Annotated in this window: 12 protein-coding genes and 2 tRNA genes; 8 read left to right on the top strand and 6 right to left on the bottom strand. The window is 69.0% G+C overall.

The window, feature by feature from the left end; translation table 11 throughout:
- Positions 1-19: 19 nt before the first annotated feature.
- Together VGD93_RS07870 and VGD93_RS07865 are read left to right on the top strand one after the other, a co-directional pair.
- The gene (locus VGD93_RS07870) at positions 20-694 is read left to right on the top strand and encodes a L,D-transpeptidase (protein ID WP_395010871.1); all 675 of its coding nucleotides are present in this window, start codon (positions 20-22) and stop codon (positions 692-694) included.
- A gap of 82 nt (positions 695-776) precedes the next feature.
- The gene (locus tag VGD93_RS07865) at positions 777-1319 is read left to right on the top strand and encodes an SH3 domain-containing protein (RefSeq protein ID WP_395010869.1); all 543 of its coding nucleotides are present in this window, start codon (positions 777-779) and stop codon (positions 1317-1319) included.
- 57 nt (positions 1320-1376) lie between these two features.
- Here the strand turns inward: VGD93_RS07865 and VGD93_RS07860 are convergent, their stop codons facing one another.
- Positions 1377-1604, bottom strand: a complete 228-nt coding sequence (locus VGD93_RS07860; RefSeq protein ID WP_395010867.1) for a hypothetical protein — start codon at positions 1602-1604, stop codon at positions 1377-1379.
- Positions 1605-1767: 163 nt separating this feature from the next.
- Between VGD93_RS07860 and VGD93_RS07855 the strand changes: the two genes are divergently transcribed.
- Positions 1768-1974, top strand: coding sequence for a hypothetical protein (locus tag VGD93_RS07855; RefSeq protein WP_395010865.1), 207 nt, complete (start codon positions 1768-1770; stop codon positions 1972-1974).
- On the opposite strand, the gene VGD93_RS07850 is transcribed toward VGD93_RS07855, so the two are convergent.
- The 3 genes from VGD93_RS07850 to cpdR all read right to left on the bottom strand — a co-directional run bounded on the left by VGD93_RS07850 (position 1945) and on the right by cpdR (position 2641).
- Positions 1945-2019: transfer RNA gene (locus tag VGD93_RS07850), tRNA-Val, on the bottom strand. The two genes, VGD93_RS07855 and VGD93_RS07850, sit on opposite strands and share 30 nt — an antisense overlap.
- 73 nt (positions 2020-2092) lie before the next feature.
- Positions 2093-2167: transfer RNA gene (locus VGD93_RS07845), tRNA-Val, on the bottom strand.
- 114 nt (positions 2168-2281) lie between these two features.
- Entirely contained in the window at positions 2282-2641 is a 360-nt protein-coding gene (gene cpdR, locus VGD93_RS07840; RefSeq protein ID WP_395010863.1) for a cell cycle two-component system response regulator CpdR, read from the bottom strand.
- Positions 2642-2819: 178 nt separating this feature from the next.
- Between cpdR and VGD93_RS07835 the strand changes: the two genes are divergently transcribed.
- Together VGD93_RS07835 and hisN are read left to right on the top strand one after the other, a co-directional pair.
- On the top strand, positions 2820-3716 hold the full coding sequence (locus VGD93_RS07835; protein ID WP_395010861.1) for an N-formylglutamate amidohydrolase: 897 nt from the start codon (positions 2820-2822) through the stop codon (positions 3714-3716).
- Positions 3717-4085: 369 nt separating this feature from the next.
- A complete protein-coding gene (gene hisN / locus VGD93_RS07830) occupies positions 4086-4823 on the top strand; it encodes a histidinol-phosphatase (RefSeq protein ID WP_395010922.1) in 738 nt (245 codons plus the stop codon).
- 15 nt (positions 4824-4838) lie between these two features.
- On the opposite strand, the gene VGD93_RS07825 is transcribed toward hisN, so the two are convergent.
- Positions 4839-5813 (bottom strand): alpha/beta fold hydrolase, encoded by a 975-nt coding sequence (locus VGD93_RS07825; protein WP_395010859.1) that lies wholly within the window; start codon positions 5811-5813, stop codon positions 4839-4841.
- Positions 5814-6320: 507 nt separating this feature from the next.
- Here VGD93_RS07825 and VGD93_RS07820 point away from each other — a divergent pair.
- The 3 genes from VGD93_RS07820 (at position 6321) to VGD93_RS07810 (ending at position 13367) form a co-directional block, all read left to right on the top strand.
- Positions 6321-6773, top strand: a complete 453-nt coding sequence (locus tag VGD93_RS07820) for an Hsp20 family protein (protein ID WP_395010857.1) — start codon at positions 6321-6323, stop codon at positions 6771-6773.
- Between the two features lie 469 nt (positions 6774-7242).
- Positions 7243-11940: a glutamate synthase large subunit gene (gltB, locus tag VGD93_RS07815; RefSeq protein ID WP_395010855.1), complete on the top strand. Its 4698-nt coding sequence runs from the start codon at positions 7243-7245 to the stop codon at positions 11938-11940.
- Between the two features lie 5 nt (positions 11941-11945).
- Entirely contained in the window at positions 11946-13367 is a 1422-nt protein-coding gene (locus VGD93_RS07810; RefSeq protein ID WP_395010853.1) for a glutamate synthase subunit beta, read from the top strand.
- Positions 13368-13664: 297 nt separating this feature from the next.
- Here the strand turns inward: VGD93_RS07810 and VGD93_RS07805 are convergent, their stop codons facing one another.
- A complete protein-coding gene (locus VGD93_RS07805; protein ID WP_395010851.1) occupies positions 13665-14906 on the bottom strand; it encodes a DUF459 domain-containing protein in 1242 nt (413 codons plus the stop codon).
- Positions 14907-15090: the final 184 nt, after the last annotated feature.

Here is a 15090-nt window from a genome sequence, read left to right as displayed (position 1 = left end):
CCTAGGACGACGACCAGCAATGACTGCCCTCGTTATCGGGCGCCGCACTTTCCTGACGGGCGGCGCTACCCTCCTCGCTGCAACGCTTGCCGGCTGCGCCACCACCTCGCCCCGCGCCCTCTCGCAGGCGGCGGCGGCGACGCCCGCCGTGCCGCCCGACATCGCGGCCGCCTACGCCGCGGTCGAGGACGAGCCCTACCCCGTGCGCGCCTCCAACATGGCGCTGGTATCGCCGCAGTTCTGGCGCCAGGAGGTAGCCGATCCGACCGGGGAAGCCCCCGGCACCGTGGTGGTCGACACCGCCAACCGCTTCCTCTTCCATGTCGGCGAGGAGGGCCGCGCGACGCGCTACGGCGTCGGCATCGGGCGCGCCGGCTTCGAATGGTCGGGGCGCGCCCACATCGCCTATACGCGCGAATGGCCGCGCTGGACGCCACCGGCCGAAATGATCGCGCGCGAGCCCGAACTCGAGCCGTACCGCTACGGCATGGCGCCAGGGCCGGACAACCCGCTGGGCCCGCGCGCCCTCTACATCCACCAGGGCAACCGCGACACGCTCTACCGCATCCACGGCAACCCCGACGAACGGACCATCGGGCTCGCCGTCTCCAGCGGCTGCGTGCGGCTGCTGCCGCAGGACATCATCCACCTGCACGCGCGGGTGCGCCACGGCTCGCCGCTGCTGGTCGTCTAGGGCGGAAGCCCTCTCTTTCGCAACCCATCGCCGCTGCCGCGCGTTGGCGGTGCACGGGGTGGCAGGATCGAAGGAGAAAAACATGAAGACGTCCACGATAATCGCCACGGCGGCCCTGGCCGCGGGCATGATTTTCGGCACCGCGGCCGTGGCCGACGAAGCCACGGCCTGGGTCAATGTACGGTCCGGCCCGGGCACCTCCTACAGGGTGCTCGATACACTGCATCCGGGCGAACAGGTGACGGTACGCGACTGCCGCTCGAGCGGCTGGTGCTTCGTCGTCCGTCCGGGGCCGGACGGCTGGGTTTCCGGCCGCTATCTCGCCGATTCGGGCGCCACGCGGCGCGCGCCGAACGTGAGCTTCAGCTTCTCGTTCGGTCGCGGCGACGGGTTCTCGATCTGGACGCCGCCGCGCGGCGGATCGCGCGATCTCGTCTGCCTCGTCACCTTCTTCAAGCGCGACCAGGTGGCGGGTGGCGCCGACGCCAATGTGCAGCGGGCCCGCGTGCTGCCGCGCCACGAGGCGGAACGGCGCGACGGCCCCAACGACCGGCAGGCCATCTTCGACTACGGCACCAACCAGCAGACGCGGGACACCTGCCGCTATCTCGACCGGCTAAACTAGCCCGGATCGTCTCCACCAATGGAGCCTGCCGGGTGCGATGCCCGGCAGGCCGTCGGCTCAGAGCTCCTTGAGCTCGCACTGCGGGGGGTACTCGGGCCGGGTCTCGACCGGCTGGAAGGAATCGTTGCAGCCGACCAGCGAGCCGCCTTCGCGCAGGCATACGTCGGGGCAGTGGTAGTGGTCGCCATGCGCCACGCACCAGTGGTTGTTGGAGAACTCGGCGCTTGCCGGGGTGGCGAGGTTGAAGCTGGCCGCCGCCAGCAGGCAGGCAATCAGGATGCGCATTCGGAATCTCCCTTGCTCGAGGCACTGGCCGCGAGGGCCCCGGGGGTCATCCCGACCAGGGTGCATCGACGCCGGCTTCGGCGGGGCCACCCGGATCGACGGTGCTGCCGGCAGTCGCTCGCGCCGCCTGGTCTTCACCTGTTCCTGTCATCAGTAGAAGATCATGTTCTTCTACACGATTATTGTAATCGTCAGCGCCGCGGATGGCAATCAGGCGGGTGGATTCAGTACTTCGTCTTTTAACGATCTTGCCGACAACTTGCCCGCCCGTGCGGGCGGAACACCACAGATCGGCGCGTTTGGGGAAATTGGCGCTTCGCGCCGCAGGCGGTGGCAAGGATGGTGGGTGCGACAGGGATTGAACCTGTGACCCCCGCCGTGTGAAGGCGATGCTCTCCCGCTGAGCTACGCACCCATCCTGCCCGGGCCGCGGCCGAGGGCCGTGGCGGAGCCTTTAAAATCCAAGGAACTCAATGCCTTGGAGGAGATGGTGGGTGTAACAGGGATTGAACCTGTGACCCCTACCATGTCAAGGTAGTGCTCTCCCGCTGAGCTATACACCCATCTCTCTGCGACGGCGCGGCCGCGCCACTCCGTCGCCGCGCGATAGACCATAAAACCCGCTCCCGGGTCAAGTGGTCAAGCCCCGCGGCATCGCACCGGTTGCGCCGGCGCGCTCAGGCGGCGAGCAGGCGCTCCACTTCGTGCACGAGATCCTTGAGGTGGAAGGGCTTGCTCAGCACCGAGGCGTCGCGCGGCGCGTCGCTGTCGGGGTTGAGGGCGACGGCGGCGAAGCCGGTGATGAACATCACCTTGAGGTCGGGGTCGAGCTCAGTGGCGCGCCGGGCCAGTTCGATCCCGTCCATCTCCGGCATAACGATGTCGGAGAGCAGCAGCGAGAACGGCTCCTCGCGCAGCCGCTCGTAGGCGGACTTGCCGTTGTCGAAGGACACCACTTCGTAGCCGGCGTTCTTGAGCGCCCGCGTCAGGAACTGGCGCATGTCGTTGTCGTCTTCTGCGAGCAGGATTCGCTTCATCTGTGCCTCTGCGCCCCCGAACCGGCGGGGAGCCTATCGGAGCGATGTTTAATGCAAGTTTGCCGCCGCGCAACCTCGCGATCACGTCTTTACCCGCTATCGCCAGCTTATGGACATTCCGCCCCCCAGCAGGCAGACTGGCCCGGTCGCTGAGTGCTTCGCGCGCAAGGAGCCCTGGGTGCAGTCCGACTACTGGGACAAGCCGGCCTTCGAGACCATCCGCCCGCGCCGGCTCGTGGCGCCGCTGGTGTTCAACTCCGCCCATTCCGGCCGCGACTACCCGCAGCGTTTCCTCGACATGACGCGGCTCGACCACGTCTCGATCCGCCAGTCGGAGGACGCCTTCGTCGACGAACTGTTCGCCCGCGCGCCGCATTTGGGTGCGCCGATGCTGCGCGCGCATTTCCCGCGCGCCTATCTCGACGTCAACCGCGAGCCTTGGGAACTCGATCCCGCCATGTTCGCCGAGCCGCTGTCGGACCGCTTCAACACCACCTCGCCCCGCGTCGCCGCGGGCCTCGGCACGCTCGCCCGCGTCGTCGCCGAGAACAAGCCGATCTATCGCGAGCGGCTGACGCTGGCCGACGCGCGCATGCGCATTGAGGGCATCTACCAACCCTACCACGCAACGCTGCAGAAACTGCTGGGCGAGGCGCTGTCCTCGTTCGGCGCCGCCGTGCTCATCGACTGCCATTCGATGCCGCGCCTGGCGCGCAGCGGCGACCGGCTGGCCCCCGACATCGTGCTGGGCGACCGCTACGGCACCACCTGCGCCACCCCGCTCGTCGAACTGTGCGAGATGGTGTTTGCCGGCGCCGGGCTGCGCGTCGCCCGCAACCGCCCCTATGCCGGGGGCTTCGTGACCCGCACCTACGGCCGGCCGCAGCACGGCATCCACGCGCTGCAGATCGAGATCAGCCGGCACCTGTACATGAACGAGGTGACGCTCGAGAAGAACGAAGGCTTCGCCGCTATGCGGCAATTGATCGAGCGGCTGCTGGTGGCGCTGGTCGGCTACGACTGGACGCTGCTGCTGCCGGCAACGCCGCCCGCCGACAAGGCGGCGGCCGAATAGCGCTCCCGGTCCGGCAGAAAAAGGGCCGCCGAAGCGGCCCCAGTCAAGGGAGGAAACGATGGCGGCCACGATGTGCCAGAGGCGTGCAGCGATCGCGAACCGCCCATCCATCATGCCCCTTATCCGGTGAACCGATTTGCACCCGGGAGCAAGATGCGTACAAGTCTTCAACAAGAAAAGTCGCCGTTGTTGCAAAAATGAATCACGGGAGTTGACCGGTTCTTCTCACCCGCCACTGGCCCGGCTGCCGCAGGCCGGCCCCCACGAACACCCACTGAAAGCCCGTACATGAACGAAAGACTGCTCGGCGGCCTCGACCCCGCCCTGGTTCGCAAGACCCTGCTCGATGCCGCCGACGTGGCCGCCGCGATGACGCTGCCGCGCTTCCGCACCAACGTCGCCGTCGACAACAAATGGACGGAGGGCTTCGATCCGGTCACCGAGGCCGACCGCGAGGCCGAGCGCGTCATCCGCGAGATGATCGCGGCCCGCTTTCCCGGCCACGCCCTGATCGGGGAGGAATGGGACGACACGGCCGGCGACGGGCGCTTCGCCTGGATCATCGACCCCATCGACGGCACCCGCGCCTTCATCACCGGCGTGCCGGTCTGGGGCACGCTGGTCGGGCTCACCGTCGACGGGCGCGCCGTCGCCGGGCTCATGGCGCAACCCTTCACCGGCGAGGTCTATCTCGGCCTGCCCGGGGAGGCGCACTACCATCGCGGCGGCGAGCGCCAGCAACTGCGCACCAGCAAGATCACCGAGCTGGCCGGAGCCAAGCTCACCGCCACCTCGCCGGACATCTTCAGCCGGCCCGGGCACGATTTCACCGCCCACTGGGCGGCGATCAGCACCGGCGCGCTCACCGTGCGCTACGGCCTCGACTGCTACGGCTACTGCCTGATGGCGGCCGGCCATATCGACCTCGTGGTCGAGGCCGACCTCAAGGACGTCGACATCACCCCGCTGATCCCCATCATCGAGAACGCCGGCGGCGTCGTCACCACCTGGGACGGCGGGCGGGCCGAGGCCGGCGGCAACGTCGTCGCCGCCGCCACGCCCGAACTGCACGCGGCGGCCCTGGCCGTGCTCGCCCGGGTCGGCTGAGCGCCGGCGGGCCGGCTAGCCGCTCGGCTCGGTGATGAAGGCGTCGAACGCCGCGAACACCTGCGCGCGCACGGCGTCGGTCTCCATGAACAGCTCGTGGCGCGCCGCCGGCACCAGCATGTGCCGGCCGGTGCGCATCCTCAGCCCGAGCTGTTCGGTGGCCCCGGTCGACACCACCCCGTCGCGCCCGGCCGCGAGCATCAGCACCGGGATGCGGATGCCGCCGGGGAAATCGTCGCGCGCCGCACGCGCCATCGCCCGCATCGCCGCCGCCACCCAGCGCACGGTGGGGGCGCCGATCTCGAGGTCCGGACGGGCCCGCAACACATCGACATTGCGCGTGAAGCGGTTGGCATCGGAGGTGACCGGGTTGCCGGCGAACGGCATCTCCGAGGCGGGCCGGTCGGCCTTGCGCGCAACCGGCAACCGGCCGAGGCCGAAAAAGCTCAGCGTCTCGGTGACGGCGGCCACCGTGCCGGGGCCGAACGGCAGGCGATCGAGCCCCACCATGGGCGAGGTGACGAAGATGCGCTCGAACATCATGCGGTCGCGGAAGCCGGCAAAGAGCGCGACGAGCCCGCCCATCGAGTGGCCGACCAGGTAGTAGGGCGGCGGGCAGTCGGGCAGCAGCACCGTGCCATGGAAGCTCCTGAGGTCGACCCAGTAGTCGTCGAAGCTGTGGACATGGCCGAGCCGTGGGTCGGGCAGGAGCCGCTGCGAGCCCCCCTGCCCGCGCCAGTCGAAGGTGGCGACGGCAAAGCCGCGCTGCTGGAAATCGCCGACGGTCTCGAAATATTTCTCGATATACTCGGTGCGCCCCTGCACGAGGCAGATCGTGCCCCTGGGGGCGCCGCCCCCGCGCGGGAAGATGGCGTAGCGCAGCCGCACGTTGTCGGGCGTGGTGAAATGGCCGGCGCGGGCGCCGGCAGGAATCGGGTTGGACGGAATCCCGGCCAGGATTGGCGAATCGGCTTCGGCGCTGTCGTTCATCGATCCCGTCCCGCGGCTCCCTCCGCACGCCGGCGGGAGCCGGACCCCCGCGTCTCCGGCGGCCGGTCGCGCTGCCAGCCTATAGCGGATTCCGCGACGCTTTGCGACGCATGCGGCGGCCGGCAAAAGGAAAAGCCAGCGATCCGATGGAACGCTGGCTCTCCTTGAATGCCGCCGTGCGGGGGGCGGGTGACGGCGGCTCATTCGAATGTGCAGGTCGCAGCAGGCAGCCTGCACGGTCTCGCTTGTAAGGGGAGGCGCCTGAACCGGCGTTGAGGGGCCCGTTCATCTGCGGTTCATCGCCGCCCGGAGCGCCCCGCCCGCCCCGGCGCGCGCAGCACGAAGCGGCGCCCTGCCGCCACCCCTTGAACGCCGCAAGCGGCGTCCTACATCAAACCTGTCCGCCGGAACGGTCCGGGGATCGGGGTCCCCGGAGTGCAGCTCGCCGCCCGCCGGGAGTGCGCACGGGACACCCGCCGACACGTTGCTCAACACGGAGAATGTGACATGCAATCCATCGATTTCTCGCCCTTCTATCGCTCCACCGTCGGCTTCGACCGGCTGTTCTCGCGCCTCGACACGCTGGTCGGGCAGGAGGCCAAGTCCTACCCGCCCTACAACATCGAGCGGCTCGGCGAGAACGCCTACCGCATCTCGATCGCGGTTGCCGGCTTCGCCGAAGGCGACATCGCCATCGAGAGCAAGGAGAACAGCCTCACCATCAAGGGCGCCAAGGCACCCGAGGCCGAGGAGAAATCCCGCGAGTTCCTGCACCGCGGCATCGCCGAGCGCGCCTTCGAGCTGCGCTTCCAGCTGGCCGAGTATGTCGAGGTGAGCGGCGCCGCGCTGGAGAACGGGCTCCTGCACATCGACCTCAAGCGCGAGCTGCCCGAGAGCAAGAAGCCGCGCCAGATCGCCATCAACGCCGGCAAGGCGCTGGAGGCCAAGCAGGTCAACTAGGCTTACCGCTTCACGCCGTCATCCAGGGGCGCGGTCCGTCAAGGGCCGCGCCCTTTGCTTTTGGCCGGCGCAGCCGGGTTGGTCTTTCCTATTCGCCGTTGGCGATTGCCTATTCCGCGCGGCAAAAAAGTAACCGTCGCCGCTTGCGAGCGGTTTCGAAGTGTGACACTGTACCCGCAATAGGACAACAGTGTTGTCCAAATTTCGTGGGCCGCCGGTCTCCCCGGATGCGTCCACACGCCGACCCGGCTGGCCCGCGCTCGAATGCGGAAACGGATCGGCGGGGCGGATCGCGCCCGTATGAGCGGCCATTTGGATGCAGAGCCGCTCTCCACCGAATTGGATTGCGCCGTTCGCCATGGGCCGTACAGTGTACGACCCGGAAAACGATGACGCGTCAAAAGGACTGATCACCCCGGAGCCCCGCGGCTCCGGACCCGAAGCCGACCCTGGATGAAAGGACATTGCGATGGTCGAGACAAGGAACGGATGGCACCAGAACCCCGTGACACCGGCGGCCCTTCGCAAAGCCACGCGCCCGAAGGCCGCCGGACTGTTCGACCCGGCGCGCGAGCACGACGCCTGCGGCGTCGGCTTCATTGTCAACCTCAGGAACAAGCCGAGCCGCAAGATCGTCACCAACGGTCTCGCCCTGCTCGAGAACCTCGAGCACCGCGGCGCTGTCGGCGCCGACCCGCTGATGGGCGACGGTGCCGGCATCATGGTCCAGATCCCACACAAGTTCTTCGCCCGCGAGGCCGAGCGGCTGGGCTTCACCCTGCCGGCCCGGGGCGAATACGCCGTCGGCTTCATCTTCATGCCGCAGGACCCCGAGCTGCGCGACAAGATGGAGCGCGTCGTCTGCAAGGCGATCGAGGACGAGGGGCACGTCCTGCTCGGCTGGCGCGACGTGCCCTCCGACAATTCCTGCCTGTCGCAGGCGCCGGAGATCGCCGCCACGGAGCCGTTCCACCGCCAGGTGTTCATCGGCCGCGGCGACGGCGTCGAGGATGAAGAGACGTTCGAGCGCAAGCTCTACATCCTGCGCAAGGTGATCTCGGCCAAGATCTATTCGGCCTATGCCGGCGAGCAGACCGACTTCTACGTCGTGTCGATGAGCTGCCGCACGCTGGTCTACAAGGGCATGTTCCTGTCGTTCCAGCTCGGGGCCTACTACAAGGACCTGCACGACCCCGACTTCGAGTCGGCGCTCGCCCTCGTGCACCAGCGCTTCTCCACCAACACCTTCCCGTCCTGGCGGCTGGCCCATCCCTACCGCTTCGTGTGCCACAACGGCGAGATCAACACCGTGCGCGGCAACGTCAACTGGATGGCGGCGCGCCAGGCGTCGGTCGCCTCGCCGCTGTTCGGCGGCGACATCGGCAAGCTGTGGCCGCTGTCCTATCCGGGCCAGTCCGACACCGCCTGCTTCGACAACGCCCTCGAGTTCCTGCTGCGCGGCGGCTATTCGCTGCCGCACGCGGCGATGATGCTGATCCCCGAGGCGTGGGCCGGCAACCCGCTGATGGACGAGGACCGGCGCGCCTTCTACGAGTACCACGCCGCGCTGATGGAGCCGTGGGACGGCCCCGCCGCCATGTGCTTCTCCGACGGCATCCATATCGGGGCGACGCTCGACCGCAACGGGCTCAGGCCCGCACGCTACATCGTCACCGACGAGGACGAGGTGATCATGTCCTCGGAAGCCGGCGTGCTGCCCATCGACAGCAGGAAGATCCGCAAGAAGTGGCGGCTGCAGCCGGGCCGCATGCTGCTCATCGACCTGCGCCAGGGCCGCATCGTCTCCGACGAGGAGATCAAGCACCAGCTCGCCACCGCCCACCCCTACCGGCAGTGGCTGGCGCGCACCCAGATCGTGCTCGAGGACCTGCCGGCGGTGCCGCACGAGCCGCGCGACAACGGCATCCCCCTGCTCGATCGCCAGCAGGCCTTCGGCTACACCCAGGAGGACCTCAAGTTCCTGCTGACGCCGATGGCGACGACCGGCCAGGAAGCGGTGGGCTCGATGGGCACCGACACGCCGATCTCGGCACTGTCGGACAAGTCCAAGCTGCTCTACACCTATTTCAAGCAGAACTTCGCCCAGGTCACCAACCCGCCGATCGACTCGATCCGCGAGGAACTGGTGATGAGCCTCGTCTCCTTCATCGGGCCGCGGCCGAACGTGCTCGACCTCAAGGGCGGCGGCAAGCGCCAGCGGCTCGAGGTGCGCCAGCCCATCCTCACCAACGAGGATCTCGAGAAGATCCGCGCCATTGGCGGCATGGACAACCCGTTCCGCTCCATCACCCTCGACATCACCTATCCGGTGAGCGAGGGCGCCGAGGGCATGCAGGCGGCGCTCGACCGGGTCTTCGCCGACGCCGAGATGGCCGTGCACGCGGGTGACAACATCATCATCCTCTCCGACCGGGCGATGAGCCGCGAGCGCGTCGCCATCCCGGCGCTGCTCGCCACCGCGGGCGTGCACCACCACCTCATCCGCAAGGGCCTGAGGACCTCGGTGGGACTGGTGGTCGAGACCGGCGAGGCGCGCGAGATCCATCATTTCTGCGCGCTCGCCGGCTACGGCGCCGAGGCCATCAACCCGTATCTGGCCTTCGAGACGCTGCTCGCCATGCAGGCCGACTTCCCCGAGGAGGTCGACGCGCACGAAGTCATCCACCGCTACATCAAGGCGATCGGCAAGGGCATCCTCAAGGTCACCGCCAAGATGGGCATCTCGACCTACCAGTCCTATTGCGGCGCGCAGATCTTCGACGCCGTGGGACTCTCGAGCGCCTTCGTCGATACTTACTTCACCGGTACCGCCACCACCATCGAGGGCGTCGGCCTCAACGAGATCGCCGAGGAGACGGTCAGGCGGCACCAGGACGCCTTCGGCGATTCCCCGGTGCTCGCCGGCGCGCTCGACGTCGGCGGCGAGTACGCCTTCCGCTACCGCGGCGAGGCGCATGTGTGGCGCTCCGAGACGGTCGCCAGCCTGCAGCATGCCGCCCGTGGCAATGCCCGCGACAAGTATCGCGAGTTCAGCCGGCTGGTGAACGAGGTCGAGGACCGCTACATCACCATCCGCTCGCTGTTCCGCCTGCGCACGGCGGCGGAGGACGGCCGCGCGCCGGTGCCGCTGGACGAGGTCGAGCCGGCCGCCGAGATCGTCAAGCGCTTCTCGACCGGAGCGATGAGCTACGGCTCGATCAGCCGCGAGGCGCACACGACGCTGGCAATCGCCATGAACCGGATCGGCGGCAAGTCGAACACCGGCGAGGGCGGCGAGGAGGTCGACCGCTTCACCCCGCTGCCCAACGGCGATTCCATGCGCTCGGCCATCAAGCAGGTGGCCTCGGGCCGCTTCGGGGTGACCACGGAGTACCTGGTCAACGCCGACATGATGCAGATCAAGATGGCGCAGGGTGCCAAGCCCGGCGAAGGCGGGCAACTGCCCGGCCACAAGGTCGATGCGGTGATCGCCAGGGTGCGCCACTCGACCCCGGGCGTCGGCCTGATCTCGCCGCCGCCGCATCATGACATCTATTCGATCGAGGATCTGGCGCAGCTGATCTTCGACTTGAAGAACGTCAATCCTGCCGGGCTGGTCTCGGTCAAGCTCGTCTCCGAAGTCGGCGTCGGCACCGTCGCTGCCGGCGTCTCCAAGGCGCGCGCCGACCACGTCACCATCTCCGGCTACGAGGGCGGCACCGGCGCCTCGCCGCTGACCTCGCTCAAGCACGCCGGCTCGCCCTGGGAGATCGGCCTCGCCGAGACGCACCAGACGCTGGTCGCCAACAAGCTGCGCGGCCGCATCGCGGTGCAGGTCGACGGCGGCGTGCGCACCGGCCGCGACGTCGTGATCGGCGCCCTGCTGGGGGCCGACGAGTTCGGCATGGCCACGGCGCCGCTGATCGCGGCGGGCTGCGTGATGATGCGCAAGTGCCACCTCAACACCTGCCCGACCGGCATCGCCACCCAGGACCCGGTGCTCAGGAAGCGCTTCACCGGCAAGCCCGAGCACGTCATCAACTACCTGTTCTTCGTCGCCGAAGAGGTCCGCGAGATCATGGCCGAACTCGGCTACCGCCGCTTCGACGAGATGGTGGGCCAGATGCAGATGCTCGACCAGACCGAGGCCGTCGCGCACTGGAAGGCCAGGGGGCTCGACCTGTCGCGGCTGTTCGACAAGCCGGTGGCGCAAGCGGGCGTCGCCATCTCGCACAGCGAGGCGCAGCAGCACCCGATCGACACGGTCCTCGACCGGCGGCTGATCGAGCAGGCCAGGCCCGCCCTCGAGCACCGCACGCCGGTGAGGATCGAGGCTGCGATCTCCAGCGTCGACCGTGCCGCCGGCGCCATGCTCTCGGGCGAGGTGGCGCGGCGCTACGGCCATGCCGGCCTGCCCGAGGACACGATCAGCATCAGCCTCACCGGCACCGGCGGGCAGAGCTTCGGCGCCTGGCTCGCCCACGGCGTCGCGCTCGACCTCGTCGGCGAGGCCAACGACTATGTCGGCAAGGGGCTATCCGGCGGCCGCATCGTGGTCCGGCCCCCGGACGGCGGCGGCTTCGTGCCGGAGGAGTCGATCATCATCGGCAATACCGCCCTGTACGGCGCCATTGCCGGGGAGTGCTACTTCCGCGGCGTCGCCGGCGAACGCTTCGCCGTGCGCAACTCCGGCGCCGTCGCCGTGGTCGAGGGCACCGGCGACCATGGCTGCGAGTACATGACCGGCGGCATCGTCGTCGTGCTCGGCAAGACCGGACGCAACTTCGCCGCCGGCATGTCGGGCGGCATCGCCTACGTGCTCGACGCCGACGACAGCTTCGCCAGCCTGTGCAATCTGTCGATGGTCGAGCTGGAGCCGGTCGAGGAGGAAGAAAGCATCTCCGCCCGCGACTACCACCATGCCGGCGACATGGAGACCAAGGGCGTCGTCGAGATCCTGTCGGACCTCGGCCGCGGCGACGCCGAACGCCTGTACCAGCTCATCGCCCGGCACAAGAGCTTCACCGGCTCGACGCTGGCCCAGCGCATCCTCGCGGACTGGGAAACGTACCTGCCCAAATTCCGCAAGGTCATGCCCGTCGAATACCGCCGGGCCCTGGCCGAGCTCGAACGCGAGCAGGCGCAAACGCAAGTGGCGGCGGAGTAAGGACCATGGGCAAGATCACAGGCTTCCTCGAAATCGACCGCCGCGACCGCGCCTACGAGCCGGCCGCCGACCGCGTCCGCCACTTCCGCGAATTCGTCATCCCGCTGGGGGAAGCGGCGACGCGCGAGCAGGCGGCGCGCTGCATGGACTGCGGCGTGCCCTACTGCCACACCGGCTGTCCGGTGAACAACCAGATCCCCGACTGGAACGACCTTGTCTACAAGGGCGACTGGCGCAAGGCGCTCGACAACCTGCTGTCGACCAACAACTTCCCCGAGTTCACCGGGCGCATCTGCCCGGCCCCGTGCGAGGCGGCGTGCACGCTCAACATCCGCGACGTGCCGGTCACCATCAAGACCATCGAATGCGCCATCGTCGACCGCGGCTGGGAAGAGGGCTGGATCGTCCCGCAACCCAACCCCAGGCGGACCGGCAAGTCGGTGGCCGTGGTCGGCTCCGGCCCGGCCGGGCTCGCCTGCGCCCAGCAATTGGCCCGCGCCGGCCATGACGTGCACGTCTACGAGAAGAACGCCACCGCCGGCGGCCTGCTGCGCTACGGCATCCCCGACTTCAAGCTGGAGAAGCGCCATATCGACCGGCGCATCGCCCAGCTCGAGGCCGAGGGGGTCAGCTTCCACTACAATACCCGGGTGGGGGGCAGCGGCCTCGCCGTCGAGGATTTGCTGCAGGCCCACGACGCCGTCGCGCTGTCCGGCGGCGCCGAGCGGCCGCGCGACCTGCCGATCCCCGGCCGCGACCTCGACGGCATCCACTTCGCCATGGACTTCCTGCCGCAGCAGAACCGCCGCATCGCCGAGGAAGCGGCCGGCGACGTCGCGCCCATTCTCGCCACCCGCAAGCACGTCGTCGTCATCGGCGGCGGCGATACCGGCTCGGACTGCATCGGCACCTCGAACCGGCAGGGCGCGCTCTCGGTCACCCAGATCGAGATCATGCCCGCCCCGCCGGAAAAGGAGAACAAGGAGCTGACCTGGCCGAACTGGCCGATGAAGATGCGCACCTCCTCCTCGCAGGAAGAGGGCGTCGAGCGCGATTTCGCCGTGGCCACCGTCCGCTTCGCCGGGGAGAACGGCAAGGTGACGGCGCTGCACTGCGCCCGCGCCGACGCGAAGTTCCAGCCGATCCCCGGCACCGAGTTCGTGCTGCCGGCCGACCTCGTGCTGCTCGCCATGGGCTTTCTGGGCCCGGTGCACGAGGGCATGGTCACGGAACTGGGGGTCGGGCTCGACAAGCGCGGCAACGTCCTTGCCGACACCATCCGCTACCAGACGACGCGGCCAAGCGTGTTCGCCTGCGGCGACATGCGGCGCGGCCAGTCGCTGGTGGTGTGGGCCATCCGCGAAGGACGCCAGTGCGCCCGTGCCATCGACGAGCACCTGATGGGGGTGACGACCCTGCCGCGCTAGCGACGGGGGGCGGCGTGGTCGCCTGGGTCCTCGGGCGGCGCTGCGCGCCCCGAGGATGACGGCCCCGGGGGAAGTGCCGGCATTCTCCTCACACAAGCCGGCAGTCGGGCTTTCCCTCCCCCTTGCGGGGAGGGTGTCGTCCCGAAGGGACGACGGGTGGGGGTGGTGCAGCTGAGCACTGAGGGACCCCCACCCGTCCAGGCTGCGCCGGGCCACCCTCCCCGCAAGGGGGAGGGAGAGACCCGGTGGTTGGGGCGCGATCGTGCAACAGAGATCGCGTCGGTCCACGAGCGGCGGCTACCGCCCGCCGGCGTTGAGACGTTCCCCCTCGGGCACCTTGCCGACCCCGAAGGCGTCGACGCGGCCGGCGGGTGCCTCGAGCAGCAGCGCCGGGTCGAACGCCGCCGCCTGCAGCGCGCCCGCGCTCACGAGGTCGCCGGCGCGGCGTTGCGCATGCGTGAGCGGGATGACGGCACCGGCCACTTCCAGCAGCCGGATCTGGCCCAACCCCTGGTAGGGCGGGCGCAGCATGGTCTGCGCCTCGGTGCCGGACAGCGGATCCGCGATCTCGATGCCGACGCCGCCGCCGCCGCGATAATAGAGCCTCAGCGTCTGGCTCACATAGAAGGCGAGCTTGTCGGCGCCGGCGGCGGAAAAGTGGATGCCGTCGTCCTTGCGCATGCGCACGCGGTTGCCGTTGAGGTCCGGGCCGTGCGTGGTGTACTTGCCGTCCTCGGTGGCGAAACGGTCGTAGATATCGAGGAATTCGGCCCCGCCGGCGAACACCGCCAGCTTCTGGATCTCGTTGATCTGGTTGATGGCGTCGCGATACGACTTGGCCTCCATCGGCGGCAGCCCGACCCAGATCGCCGGCTTGCCGGCGCGGCGCAGCTGCGCCACGAAATCGGCGACGCGGGCGCTGTAGGCGGCCGTCCATTCCGGCGTCAGCGAGCCGTAGCTGACGCCGTCGAGCCGCATCTTCTGGCGGTCGTTGATGCCGATGATGACGACGGCGATATCGAAGCTGTCGGCGGCGATCTGTTCGCCGATGGCCTTGTTCCAGTCGAAGAAGTCGGGGCGCACGAAACTCGAATCGCCCACTGCCTCCGAGCGGATGACGATGTTCGGATCCTCGGCGTAGAGCCGGTCCAGGGCCTTGGCCAGGTCGCTCGCCATGGAGTCGCCGAAGACCGCCAGCCGGGTGGCACCCGCGGCCTTCTCGACCTTGGGCTTGGCCGGCGCCGCCGCCGCCGCCGGCGCCTTGCGCACCACGGCCGGCGCTTCTGTCACCGGCGCCCGCTCGCGCTGCTGTTCCTGCTGGTCGCCGAACAGCAGGTCCATCAGCGTGCGGCGGCGGCGCGGCCGCTGCTCCTCCTGGGCGATGAGCTTCGGCGCCTCCTGCTGCTGCCGTACCACGGCGCTGCGCGGCGCCGCGACGACCGCGGCGGAAGACTGGGCGTGGGCCGCGAGCACGTCGCCCAGCAGCAGCGAGGCGACGACGAGCAACCCTGTGGTCCAGACTGGCCAGCGCGTCTTCATGTCGCCCTCATAGCGCATCGGGGGGTGCAAAAGTAGGGCTGCCGGCGAAACTTTGCGCCGGCGCTAGCGCGTTGCCGCCTGCAGCGCGGCGTAGCTTTCGAGCGTGATGAAGCCGTCGGCCACCTCGCCCTGCGCCGCCTGGAAGCGGGCATAGGCCTGCTGGCTCACCGGGCCGAGCCGGCCG

It is taken from the genome of Devosia sp., from assembly GCF_036406155.1.
Lineage (GTDB): Bacteria > Pseudomonadota > Alphaproteobacteria > Rhizobiales > Devosiaceae > Devosia_A.
This window is presented reverse-complemented; position numbering and strand designations above follow the sequence as displayed.